This is a genomic window from Pseudoalteromonas sp. MMG022, from assembly GCF_021654245.1.
Lineage (GTDB): Bacteria > Pseudomonadota > Gammaproteobacteria > Enterobacterales > Alteromonadaceae > Pseudoalteromonas > Pseudoalteromonas amylolytica.
This window is the reverse complement of record NZ_JAKFZQ010000004.1, coordinates 1-12,054: the sequence shown is the minus strand read 5'-3', so window position 1 is coordinate 12,054 and position 12,054 is coordinate 1. Positions and strand designations below refer to the sequence as shown.

The window sequence follows — 12,054 nt, the reverse complement described above, 5'->3', positions numbered from 1 at the left end:
ATTATACTCGGTAGGCCTTGTGGCGCACCATGCAAACCGAGATAATAGCGCCCTATTTTATTTTCGGACTGGCTATGAGCGCATTTGTAATTCTTTTCCCAATCATTTTTGTCGTCCTAGTGGGTTATAGCTGCGCAAAGTTCAAGGTTTTTAGTACGGCCACACTTGATGGCTTGAGATTGTTTATCTTCAACTTGATCATCCCTGTTTTTCTGTTCTTAAACATGTATCAAGCAGATCTCAGTCAGGCGTTATCATTACGTGTGATAGCCAGCTTCTATCTGCCAGTACTGCTCGTCTATTTATTAAGTTGCGGAATATTTAAATATGTCATGCGGATAGAGCGCGGTGATAGCGCGACGTTATCATTAGCGTGTACTTACTCAAATACCGTGTTGGTTGGTCTACCTATTATTATTGCCAGTTTGGGTGCTGAGTATGGCGCGATGGTCTTTATGATCATTACCTTCCATAGTGCTTTATTGTTCAGCTGTACTTTTGCCTTTGCTGCTAACCTGCACGGGCGTGTACGCGATGCACTCAACCCCTTACTGCTCAACCCCATCGTGATTAGCATCAGTTTAGGGCTACTATGTAATTTGGTTGGCTTAGTCATTCCAAGTGTGGTGCAAGAAGGGCTCTCGCTACTTTGCGAGCCAGCCATTGCCGGTGCCTTATTTGCGCTTGGCGCAAGTTTAAACAATTACTCTATTCGGGGCGCGTGGCAAAAAGCACTGCTGGTAAGCCTCATAAAGCTGATCGTTTTACCTTTCGTAGTGTATATCACCGCTCGGTGGGGAATGGCGCTCCCCCACAAACAGGTTGCCGTGCTCACACTTATGAGTGCTTCACCATTGGGTGTTAATGCCTATCTGGTTGCACGCCAACTGCAACGCCAGCAAAGCGTACTTGCTAGTAGCGTGGTCTTATCAACGATGTTAAGCGTGCTAACGCTTGGAGCTTGGCTAACGGCGCTCATACCCTGAGTAGTTGGTATATTTAGCAGCATCTATAATAGCCCATAAGTGCACGACTGCGCCGATCACTGGTGGAACAACTAAGAACCATAGTGCATAGCCGCCAAACACCACGATTGCAAAAATCAGCGCCGCGATAATACGCCCTTGTACCAGCTGGCCTAATCCTGGGAAAAATATATTACAAATTGCTGCGATCACATTACCGCCTGAACCTTGTGCTGCCATGGCATCCTCTCTGTTAATTACTAAATGTATAAATTATATTTCTAACTATAGAATACACGTATCATGCCAAGTAGAATAATCTAATAGAATCAATAGGTAAAAGCATTACACTGTTTAGTCTATATCATAAACTTAGCCTAAAAGACTAACTTTTAGCATAAATGTTAGCTATCATTGAGCAAAAAATAATATCAGGATGATCTATGCTCTACCGTGTTACACGTCCCATTAGCAACCTTGTAGAACGTTATTTACCCGATCCTTTTGTGTTTGTTCTTATGCTCACCCTCATCGTACTTGCTTTAGCAAGTATCGTCACGCCCTTCTCACCAACTCAGGTTGTTGAAGCGTGGGGACAAGGGTTCTGGCGTTTGCTTACTTTTGCTATGCAAATGCTGCTTATCTTAATTTGCGGTTACATGCTGGCAAGCACACCTGTGTGTATCAATGCACTAAACAGACTGGCAACCTTGGCTAAAACCCCTGTAGTTGCAATTTTGATGGTCACGCTAGTCGCCATGTTAGCCAGTTGGATCAATTGGGGTTTTGGGTTAGTCATTGGTGCACTATTTGCCAAAGCGCTCGCTCGTCAAGTTAAGGTCGACTATCGAATTTTAGTGGCGAGTGCGTATTCGGGGTTTATTGTCTGGCACGGAGGGTTATCGGGCTCCGTGCCACTAACCATCGCCAGCGAGGGGCACTTTTCACAAACCAATATCGGTGTAATAAGCACATCAAGCACATTGTTTTCATCTTTTAACCTAGCAATTCTCGGTGCGTTGCTTATTTTGCTGCCTATTCTTAACGCATTGCTACTGCCTCCCAAAGAGCAACAGGTACTAATAGATCAAAGCAAACTAATGGATTCTTCAGAGCCTCAATCAAGTCAATCAGAAGACTTAACGCCTGCTCAAAAGCTTGAGCACAATAAGCTGCTTGGCACACTAATTGGTGCGCTTGGCTGCACTTATTTGCTCTATTACTTCGCCGTTCAAGGGGGGACGCTCAACTTAAACAGTGTGATTGCTATCTTTTTATTTTTAGCCATTGCGTTACATCAAACACCTGAGCGACTGTTAACGAGTTTGAACAGTGCAATTTCTGGCGGCGCAGGTATTGTTATTCAGTTTCCATTTTATGCGGGAATTATGGCTGTGATGGTTGAGTCTGGGTTAGCTCAGCAGATATCATCTGCATTTGTGTCTATCAGCAGTGCTGAGAGTTTGCCGTTTTGGAGCTTTCTAAGTGCCGGCATTGTGAATATCTTTGTGCCCTCTGGCGGTGGTCAGTGGGCCGTACAGGCTCCAATTGTGCTACCTGCAGCACAAATGCTGGAAGCTGATGTTGCAAGAGTCGCGATGGCTGTTGCTTGGGGAGACGCTTGGACCAACCTTATCCAACCGTTTTGGGCGCTACCCGTACTTGCAATCGCAGGACTTAAAGCAAGAGACATTATGGGGTTTTGTTTGATCCAGCTGATTTTCAGTGGGGTGATCATCGCTGCTATGCTGACCTGGGCATAGCAGCAACCATGGTTATTTAGCTCGATAGCACTTTCATTGGCAGGCTGAGAATAGCACTTTCTGAGTCTGCAAAATGCATCATCACAGCAACATGACCTGCAACCACCAGCACATACATCACCGCCGAAAATATCTGCCCATATCTATCTAGTGGTAATAAATGAGAAGCGTGACGAGCGCGCCATTCAAACAGAATTTCGAGACTGCCGATAAGAAGAAAGAACACCAGTAACATCAGACCAAATACGTAGCTAATCCATAGGCCAAATGCAACACCTCCCATGCAAGCCAACAAACCTATCCACGACCGCATCGAGAAGCTGATACTTTTTAAAACATGTCCCCCATCAAGTGGAAGAATTGGCAACAAGTTGAATAAGTTCAGCAAAGCACTAAGCACAGCGACACCAGCAAAAATCTCCATCTCCGTCACATAATACAGTACCACCCCTAACACCGAAGTGAGCAGCCCAAATGCGGGCCCCATCAATGAGATCACGACATCTTGCCAACGCGTTGTGATTTTATCATCGCTGACCGCCAACCCACCAACAAAGGGGATCAGGTAAATACCTTTTGTTTTTATTTTAAAATATTGCATCGCCCTAACATGGCCATATTCATGCACGACCAAACATGCCACCAGCATCAACGCAAATTGCCAAGAAAACAACCAAGCATAGCCCGCTACCGAGGCCCCAGCCAACGCAGCCTTCACGACCTTTGCACTTTTAAACACTTTAAATCCAAGTGCGGCCAAGCCTACCAAGCTTCTCTTGTTATCACTGACTGCCTCTGGTAGTGCGAACCATTGCCAGCTTGAACCATCCAGCGAAATTCCCAGTTGCTGTTCCGACAATTTGGCAATATCAAACTGCACAACACCATGCTCATAGGCGCACTGCATAACATCTTCAGCTTGCGGTTCGACAACCAAAGCCTGTTGCCCACAAAATACTTGAAGTAGCTCCTTGCCCCTAATAAGCACCGAAAATATCTGTCCTGATGCGGTAAATTCAATTCTCGTCATAATTTATTAGTTTGCTGTTTTTTGACATTATCCCAGCTCCCCGCTTCAGTGACAAACAATACATTTACTTATCTGATATCTACATTTTTTTACAGCCTGTACTAAACTCAGAAGATAGTGCGGGTAAAATAAAGGATCTGTAGTATGAGTACGACAGCAAGTCAGGTAATGGTTGTTGATGACTCTCAAGCCATTCTTATGGTGATGAAAGCCATGTTAACTGAATTGGGAATTCAGGAGATAACCACTTGTATTAGTGCTAGCCAGGCCCTTGAAAAAATTGCTCAAGCCCCCCGTCGCTACGATGCTGTTTTTACCGATTTAAATATGCCAGAAATGGATGGTATGGAGCTTATTCGCCAACTCGGAGAAATAAAGTACCCAGGTGGGGTGGTCATCATTTCAGATATGGACCCAAAAATCATTGATCTTGCCTCCAACTTGGCGCGGCAATCCAACGCTCATTTGATAGGCAACATCGCAAAGCCGGTCCAATTGAAAGAAGTTGATAGGCTGCTTAAAAAGCTTGAGTCCTTTATCGCCCCCGAAAAACGCCATATTGAACCCATCTCACAATCAGAATTACTTCACGCAATCAGTCATCGGGAAATTACACCGTTTTATCAACCAAAGGTTAACCGTGCCAACAAGTCGATTGATAGTGTTGAAGTGCTAGCAAGAATTGTCACGCCGAACCGTACACATACGATTTTACCAGAGCAATTTATTACGCTGGCTGAAGATTTAGACCTCATCAATTTGATTACTTTCCAGCTATTTGAAAAGGCAACAGAAGAATTTCGAGAGATAAGAGCTGAGCTGCCTCACAAAGTGTCATTGGCTTTCAATCTATCGCCTGTACAACTGGACGATTTAAACTGCCCCAACAAGCTCGCACTGATATTAGAATTAAGCCGTCTTAAACCCGAGGATGTTATTCTAGAAATTACCGAGCATGCTCCTTTGAACAGCAGTGTGCAGTTAGAAACACTCAACCGCTTAAGAATGCGCGGGTTTGCAATTTCTCTAGATGACTTTGGCACAGGTTTCACCAATATACATCAGCTCAAAACGCTACCTTTTACAGAGATAAAAATAGATCGTTCGCTTATCACACACATAGATTCGGATCGCTTCTCACAGGTTATTGTCGATAGCTTGATAGATATCGCACAAAACGAACAAATCGGGATTGTTGCAGAGGGGATCGAGCGTATTGAGGAGCTACAATATTTGGACAGATACAAACATAACCTGCTGATGCAGGGGTTTCTAATTAGTCGCCCCAAAGCCAAAGCTGAGTTTGTTCGCTGGATCCACTCTTGGTTGCGAATGATGAACTCTAACTCTTAACGTTCTTCCACATCTGTTTCGATCAAATGGCTGTGGGCATCAACACGCTCCCGCCATTTTTTCTTCGCAGCTTGCTGCATGTTGGTCGATTGCTCTCGTTCGTCAATGATGTCCATTCCCATCAATGATTCCAGCATATCTTCCAACGTCACAATACCTTGCACATCACCATATTCATCAATGACCAAAGCGATATGAATACGCTTTTCTAATAGAGTTTGAAATAATGAGGGGGCGTTCAGAGTTTCTGGTACCGTATACAGCGGCTTAACCAACTTGCCTATTTTATAATCTTCTCCAAGCCTATGATAGGCAAGCATAATATCATTTTTGTGCACGAAACCGATGATATCGTCACCGTTTTTATCAAATATCAGGATCCGTGAGAATGGTACAGAGCCATGTTCAGACAAGTATTCATTCACGGTAATATCTTTGTGAACCTTAAATAACACGGTACGAGGCGTCATAACATGCTCTATTTTGGCATGCCTGAAACGTAACAAACTGCGAATTGTTTCTGTTTCCTCTTGCTGTAGTGCCCCTGCTTCTGAACCAATCTCTGCCATAGCTTCAATTTCTTGTCTTATATAGTGCGCTTCACTTTCTTTTTTGCCAATAGTGCGGGTCAAAATATCCGACAACCACACGAATGGCTTAAGTACTTTAACTAACCAGACTAAAGATTGCGTTACAATAGGCGTTAAGCCGCGCCAATAGGTGGCTCCCAAGGTTTTAGGAATGATTTCAGACAAGACCAACACCAATAAAGTCATCACAGCTGAAGCGATACCTACTGCAGCATCAGAAAAAACAACTGCAGCCTGTGCACCAACACCGGCAGCACCCGCCGTGTGAGCAACCGTATTTAGCGTTAAAATCGCAGCTAATGGTTTATCAATGTTATCTTTTAGTTGTTGGACTTTATTGGCCAGCACAGGTTTGTCTTTCTTTAAGATCGCAATATAGCTTGGCGTAATGCTCAACAAAACTGCCTCCATTACCGAACATAAAAACGAAATGGAAATCGCTAACAACATGTAAGTGATCAATAAAAACAACCTAAACTCCTTAATTTGCCAATAGCTTTTTGCTAATCGCAACTTTGCTGGCGTAACTGATATATATGCTATATTGGGGCAAATTCTTTACCTACAATAGGCGCATATATGATTTTACGAACAGCGGCCACTTTACTCTTTTCCTCGATTGCTTTGCAACTGAGTGCTGCTCAGTTGGATGAAGAGAAAATTCAGTTCTTAGGCCCCCTTACTACTTACAATAGCATAAAGCCAAATAACACAGCCCGCCAAAGTAAAATTATTCAAACCTTGTTGCCCAGCTTGCAATCCCGCTCAACTTCTTTATCTGTATTTGGCACTCAGCTCAAATGGCAAAAAATGAGTGATATCAAAGCACTGACTATGGAAGGTATACAAGCTTTAAAATTCCAGTTTAGTACAAAGCGCTTTACACAAGGCAAACTTGTTCTAACTGGTATCAAAACCGCTCATGTTTATTTAAACGCAGAACTACAAACAGGTAAAAATGAATACGACATACAGGTGCCAACGGGTGATCACCAAGTTATCATAATTGCCGAGCAAGTGGACAACTGGAATGAAGTAAAAATTGACTACACTCCAAAAGCCGAACACGATCAAATCGTTCTAACAAATAAAGAACAGCACGCACTCTCTGCTAAGCAGCTTTTTGATGCGCCAACTATCACGGCAATTTCTCAGTCTCCCAATGGTCAATACTATCTCACTACCTCGCGCCACTATGCTGATAATACGGGGAATACTCCACAAACAGAAACACTCCTCAAAAATGAAGAGAGTAAAATTCTATATAGATTCAACGGGGTAAATGCAAGTAGCGTTGCATGGCGAGCTGACTCTCAACAGTTGGCCTTTGTACAAGACCAAAAAGTAACGCTCTTAAATATGAAGGACTTTAGCACTCAGGTCATTGCACAGAACTTGGATGGCGCCAGTGGCTTTGATTATTTTGATGATAATACCTTGATATTTTCTTGGTCTAAGAGTGAAGAAAGCGCACATAAGCTAGTTAAACATTATCGTGGCTTAGAAGATAGATGGTCTTATGCTCGTGCCAATAGTCAGATCTTTCTATTGGACTTGAATTCAGGCCTTATCAACGCACTGACAGAAGGTAAATTGAGTCACCAGCTTGAAGACTATAACGCACAACGAAACACCATTCTAGTGAGCCGTAACCCGCAAGACTACAACGCACCTCCACATATGCTCACAGAATTACTAGAAGTTCATTTAAGTGATTCAAAGCAGACCTTGTTAGGAAAATACCGTACATTCCGCACAGCTAAATACGCAAAAGATGGTATCTACTTAGTCGCTGGGCCAGATTTTTCTCAAGGTTTAGGACGTACCATCCCAAAAGATATGCTTGCCAATAACTATGATGGCCAGCTATATAAGATGGACTTTAATGGTAAGAATCACGAAGCATTTAGCAAGCAATTTAATCCATCGATTAGCGATATTGATGTGTTAAAAAACAACGATGTTGTCCTTAAAGTCATTGACGAGGACAAACAGCAACTATATTTGTTTGATGAAAGTAAATCCCGCTTCAGCCACATTGAATCAGGCTTGGACGTCGTGGAAAACTTTACCACTACTAGCCACTCAAAACATCATGAAATACTTGTGACAGGTACTCAGGCTAGCAGCCCTCAACAACTCAAGCGCATCACGCTTAAAAATAACCGTGTTGAGTTACTTTGGAACTCTAAAGACATCGCCTATCAATATAGCGATGTTGCTACGTTAGACGAATTCAACTTCACCAATCAATCAGGTGTACAAATCAAAGGGCGAGTGTATTTACCACACGATCTAGATAAATCCAAAAAGTATCCAGCGCTGGTTTATTACTACGGTGGTACATCCCCTGTGTCTAGAGCTTTTACAGGGCGTTACCCATTCAACCTTTGGGCGGCACATGGATATGTTGTCTACGTATTGCAACCAACTGGCGCGACTGGGTTTGGACAAAAATTTTCAGCTGAGCATGTGAACGCTTGGGGTGAACATACTGCACAAGACATCATTGATGGAACTAAAGCATTTGCACAAGCTTACCCATTTATCGACCCTGCTCGAATAGGTAACCTTGGTGCATCGTATGGTGGTTTTATGACCATGCTACTAGCTACGAAAACAGATATGTTCAGTGCTTCTATTGCACACGCAGGGATCTCAAACATTACTTCATATTGGGGTCAAGGTTGGTGGGGGTATTTGTATTCTGGAGAAGCCTCTAAAAACAGCTTTCCTTGGAATAATCCAACTTTGTACTCTCAACACAGCCCCGTATTTCACGCAGATAAAGTTACTACACCTATACTATTGCTGCATGGGGATGCTGACACCAACGTACCACCGGGTGAGAGCCATAATATGTATACCGCGCTAAAGCTATTAGGTAAAGATGTAGAGCTAATCGAGTATAAAGGTGCTGACCATCAGATTTTTGCCAGAGATCGAAGATTTCATTGGTGGAATACTATGCTTGCTTATTTCGACATGCATTTGAAAGATGAACCTCAGTGGTGGCAATTTATCTACCAAAAATAATTTAACCGCAGGAAGTGGTACTAATCACTTCCTGCGTCAAACACTACATTCCTAAAATAATTCCATATTATTCGTATACCTAAGCACTAAATATCATTTTGAAAGTTTTACAATTACACCCTTGCGTGATTTTGATACTTTTTATTGCAAAAAAGTCACCTTAGTCTTCTCACCTATGATTTCACAGTGCTAATATAAACGTAATCATTGAATAGATAACGACATTATGACCATTCACGTATTACTGGTAGAAGACGACGAACTATTAGCAAAACGGATTTTGAGCCATTTCGCACAGACCGAGTTTGACATAAAAGTTGATAATACAGGAGCAAATGCGCTCGAGCATATTCAGCTTGCAGGCAATACTGATGCACCCATATCGTTAGCCATCGTAGATATTGTTTTGCCCGCAACTGACGGACTAGAGCTTGCCAAAGAGTTGAACACCCTAACGGATATTGGTGTAATCATGCTATCTAGTCGAGATTCTCAAGCTGATCGTATTGCAGGGCTTGCCCAAGGCGCTGATGACTACGTGTGTAAACCCGTCGACTTATTAGAATTAGAACTCAGAATGCGCGCACTTTACAAACGGATCTCACAAAACGGTGACAGCGATGAATCTGAAGAGTTTATCGAATACGCAGATTTTAAGCTACACCCCGACAACCGCACCTTGATTAACCAACATGGTGAGGAGTCCCGTTTAACCGAAGCCGAGCATAAAGTGTTAATATGCTTAATTGCCAACGCTGGCAAGGCCACATCTCGTGAAAAAATATCGGAAGATATCGGCCAACCAGATTGGAGTCCCAACGATAGAACTGTTGATGTGCTAGTCGGTAGGCTGCGTAAAAAGCTAGGCGATGAAAAGGATCAAAAACGCATCGTCACTGTTCGCGGCAAAGGCTACATGCTCTCGGCTTAATACCTTGTGAGTTGGCTTATCAAGCGCTCCAATGCTCGATAACTTAAGGCTTCTTTTAAGGCAAGCATTGATATGTCTGGGTATCCGTCTAAATCAGATATAGTTCTGGCAACTTTCAAAATGCGATGATAAGAGCGTGGAGAAAGTTGCAATTTATCGACGGCTTTAGCCAGAAACAGTTTTTCCCCCTCCGCCAGTTTACAGTACAAAGCCAGTTCTCGATTACTAAGCATACCGTTTACCTTACCTTGACGTTGAAGTGCAATTTCATAAGCCCTATCAACTCGCTCCTTTATTATTTCACTCGTCTCTGGTACATGTTCACTTTGTAGTTGCATTGTAGATAAACGTGGTAACTCTATTTGTAAATCAATACGATCAAGAAAAGGCCCTGATATTTTCGATAGATATCTAAGTACCTGCTCCGAAGTAGCTCTTTTATCATCATAATGACCTGTCGGACTTGGATTAAGCGCTGCGACGAGCTGGAACCTCGCAGGAAAGTCAACTTGCTGTGCTGCACGTGAGATGGTAACCATACCCGTTTCCATTGGCTCTCTTAGTGAGTCTAAGACCTTTCTTTCAAACTCTGGTAGCTCATCGAGAAAAAGTACACCGTTATGTGCTAAGGAAATCTCTCCTGGTTTAGGTTTTGATGAGCCCCCCACTAATGCAACCGCCGAGCAAGTATGATGAGGGTTTCTAAAAGGCCGTTTCCGCCAGCTTTGAGCATCAATATGCTGCCCTGTTAAAGAGTACACCGAAGCCGTTTCCAAAGCTTCTTTTGGAGGTAAGGTGGGCATTATCGTTGGCATTCGTTGCGCAAGCATCGACTTGCCAGTACCTGGCGGGCCCAGAAATAACACATTATGCCCTCCAGCGGCTGCTATCTCCAACACACGTTTAGCGCCTTCCTGCCCCTTTACATCACTCATATCCACATCGTCAATTGACCTGTTTTCATCATGTGGGTGAATAATGTTTATCGGTAAACTCTGTTGGCCTTGCATATCAAGCCATACGGATTCTAGAGACGTCACCGCTTTCCTCTGAGCATGCGATGCTAAACTTGCTAATGGATCATTCTGAAGCGGCAAATAACAGCAACGATTAGCTTTCGCAGCAGCCAATACACTCGGTAGAATAGCACTCACCGCTAGCACCTCTCCACTCAATGCCAACTCTCCATAAAACTCAAAATCTGCTAACTGCTGAACAGCTACCTGGCCGGAAGCTGCAAGAATGCCCACAGCGATGGCTAAATCATAACGTCCCCCTTCTTTAGGGAGATCTGCCGGCGCTAAGTTGACGGTGATTCTTTGTTCTGGAAATAAAAATTTAGAGTTGGTTATCGCTGAGCGGACTCTTTCTTTCGCTTCTTTAACCGAGATTTCTGGCAAGCCAACAATATGAAATGCAGGTAAGCCATTACTTAAATGTACTTCAACACACACTTGAGGTGCACTGACTCCTACCTGAGCCCTGGTATAAATTTTTGCAAGTGACATATCCCTGTCCTTGGTTTTAGTTAGTCTGGATACTTAAATATATGTAGTACTATGTTGTAACGCATAGCTAATAGCCTAAGCAATAAGGTTGCACTCATCGCACTCAGCATGGCTATCTCCAGTGGCATTGAAAAGTTTATCAACTGGGTGTAAATAACCCCACCTACAATACACGTGATCGCATACAACTCCCCTTTTAGTAGTAAGGGGATTTCTCGTGCCAATACATCCCGTATTACCCCTCCAAAACATCCTGTCAGTACTCCCATAATAATAGCGGTGGTATCAGGCATCCCAATATTCAATGCCTTCTGTACGCCCATTACAGCAAAAAAGGCTAGGCCAAACGCATCCGCAACTTGGAGCATTTGTTTTGGTATCTGCTTTTGCCTGTTTAAGAATAGAATACTGATAAAAATAGCACCAAATATCGCAATAAAATAGCTTGTATCATGCAGCCAAAAAACAGGAACATCTAAGATAATATCGCGCAACGTGCCTCCACCTATGCCAGTGACGGTCGCTAACACCACAACGCCAAAACCATCCATATGCTTACTATGCGCTATGAGCGTGCCCGATATAGCAAATACCATAACTCCAAGTAAATCAAACCAATGGATCAATTCGGTCATATCATTCCCCACTATATATTTGAATTAAGCATATTAGCTTATTAAGATGCTAAGGCGCAAAATCACAAACGAATGCGTGACCAAAGTGCAAATGTTGAATGACGGAGCGCGAAGCTAGGGTGCAAAAGGTTAGCGATATGAGCGAAGCGAAACGCTCTTTTTGCGCAAGGTGAAGTGAACCATTTTATAGAATGCTGAGGGGTTATTTAAAGTTGTTGCTGAGAGAGGTTTAGACTAGCACCC

At 43.2% G+C, this 12,054-nt stretch carries 10 protein-coding genes; 5 read left to right on the top strand and 5 right to left on the bottom strand.

The genetic code is table 11. The features are described from left to right. Window positions 1-74 precede the first annotated feature (74 nt). Window positions 75-986: an AEC family transporter gene (locus L1070_RS04715; protein ID WP_237124674.1), complete on the top strand. Its 912-nt coding sequence runs from the start codon at window positions 75-77 to the stop codon at window positions 984-986. Here the strand turns inward: L1070_RS04715 and L1070_RS04710 are convergent. Next, entirely contained in the window at window positions 966-1,205 is a 240-nt protein-coding gene (locus L1070_RS04710) for a hypothetical protein (protein ID WP_070983123.1), read from the bottom strand. The two genes, L1070_RS04715 and L1070_RS04710, sit on opposite strands and share 21 nt — an antisense overlap. A 203-nt stretch (window positions 1,206-1,408) precedes the next feature. On the opposite strand from L1070_RS04710, the gene L1070_RS04705 reads away from it, so the two are divergent. Beyond that, window positions 1,409-2,728 carry a TIGR00366 family protein gene (locus L1070_RS04705; RefSeq protein ID WP_237124673.1) on the top strand — a complete coding sequence of 440 codons (1,320 nt, stop codon included), beginning with the start codon at window positions 1,409-1,411 and terminating at the stop codon, window positions 2,726-2,728. A gap of 16 nt (window positions 2,729-2,744) precedes the next feature. Here L1070_RS04705 and L1070_RS04700 read toward each other — a convergent pair whose 3' ends face one another. Continuing rightward, window positions 2,745-3,758 (bottom strand): site-2 protease family protein, encoded by a 1,014-nt coding sequence (locus L1070_RS04700; protein ID WP_237124672.1) that lies wholly within the window; start codon window positions 3,756-3,758, stop codon window positions 2,745-2,747. 144 nt (window positions 3,759-3,902) lie between these two features. Here L1070_RS04700 and L1070_RS04695 point away from each other — a divergent pair, with 144 nt between their 5' ends. Continuing rightward, window positions 3,903-5,111, top strand: coding sequence for an EAL domain-containing response regulator (locus L1070_RS04695; RefSeq protein WP_070983120.1), 1,209 nt, complete (start codon window positions 3,903-3,905; stop codon window positions 5,109-5,111). Here the strand turns inward: L1070_RS04695 and L1070_RS04690 are convergent. Beyond that, window positions 5,108-6,172: a hemolysin family protein gene (locus L1070_RS04690; RefSeq protein WP_070983119.1), complete on the bottom strand. Its 1,065-nt coding sequence runs from the start codon at window positions 6,170-6,172 to the stop codon at window positions 5,108-5,110. The two genes, L1070_RS04695 and L1070_RS04690, sit on opposite strands and share 4 nt — an antisense overlap. Before the next feature lie 108 nt (window positions 6,173-6,280). Between L1070_RS04690 and L1070_RS04685 the strand changes: the two genes are divergently transcribed. Both L1070_RS04685 and L1070_RS04680 read left to right on the top strand, forming a co-directional pair. Further along, on the top strand, window positions 6,281-8,737 hold the full coding sequence (locus tag L1070_RS04685) for a prolyl oligopeptidase family serine peptidase (RefSeq protein ID WP_237124671.1): 2,457 nt from the start codon (window positions 6,281-6,283) through the stop codon (window positions 8,735-8,737). Between the two features lie 226 nt (window positions 8,738-8,963). Continuing rightward, the gene (locus L1070_RS04680) at window positions 8,964-9,668 is read left to right on the top strand and encodes a response regulator transcription factor (protein ID WP_070983117.1); all 705 of its coding nucleotides are present in this window, start codon (window positions 8,964-8,966) and stop codon (window positions 9,666-9,668) included. On the opposite strand, the gene L1070_RS04675 is transcribed toward L1070_RS04680, so the two are convergent. After that, the gene (locus L1070_RS04675; protein WP_237124670.1) at window positions 9,665-11,176 is read right to left on the bottom strand and encodes a YifB family Mg chelatase-like AAA ATPase; all 1,512 of its coding nucleotides are present in this window, start codon (window positions 11,174-11,176) and stop codon (window positions 9,665-9,667) included. The two genes, L1070_RS04680 and L1070_RS04675, sit on opposite strands and share 4 nt — an antisense overlap. A 20-nt stretch (window positions 11,177-11,196) precedes the next feature. Beyond that, window positions 11,197-11,811: a trimeric intracellular cation channel family protein gene (locus L1070_RS04670; protein ID WP_070983105.1), complete on the bottom strand. Its 615-nt coding sequence runs from the start codon at window positions 11,809-11,811 to the stop codon at window positions 11,197-11,199. Between the last annotated feature and the right edge of the window lie 243 nt (window positions 11,812-12,054).

Coding starts and splice junctions, on each gene's coding strand:
- L1070_RS04675 (WP_237124670.1), bottom strand. CDS start 11,176: ATGTCACTTGCAAAAATTTATACCAGGGCTCAGGTAGGAGTCAGTGCA.
- L1070_RS04680 (WP_070983117.1), top strand. CDS start 8,964: ATGACCATTCACGTATTACTGGTAGAAGACGACGAACTATTAGCAAAA.
- L1070_RS04705 (WP_237124673.1), top strand. CDS start 1,409: ATGCTCTACCGTGTTACACGTCCCATTAGCAACCTTGTAGAACGTTAT.
- L1070_RS04685 (WP_237124671.1), top strand. CDS start 6,281: ATGATTTTACGAACAGCGGCCACTTTACTCTTTTCCTCGATTGCTTTG.
- L1070_RS04700 (WP_237124672.1), bottom strand. CDS start 3,758: ATGACGAGAATTGAATTTACCGCATCAGGACAGATATTTTCGGTGCTT.
- L1070_RS04670 (WP_070983105.1), bottom strand. CDS start 11,811: ATGACCGAATTGATCCATTGGTTTGATTTACTTGGAGTTATGGTATTT.
- L1070_RS04710 (WP_070983123.1), bottom strand. CDS start 1,205: ATGGCAGCACAAGGTTCAGGCGGTAATGTGATCGCAGCAATTTGTAAT.
- L1070_RS04695 (WP_070983120.1), top strand. CDS start 3,903: ATGAGTACGACAGCAAGTCAGGTAATGGTTGTTGATGACTCTCAAGCC.
- L1070_RS04715 (WP_237124674.1), top strand. CDS start 75: ATGAGCGCATTTGTAATTCTTTTCCCAATCATTTTTGTCGTCCTAGTG.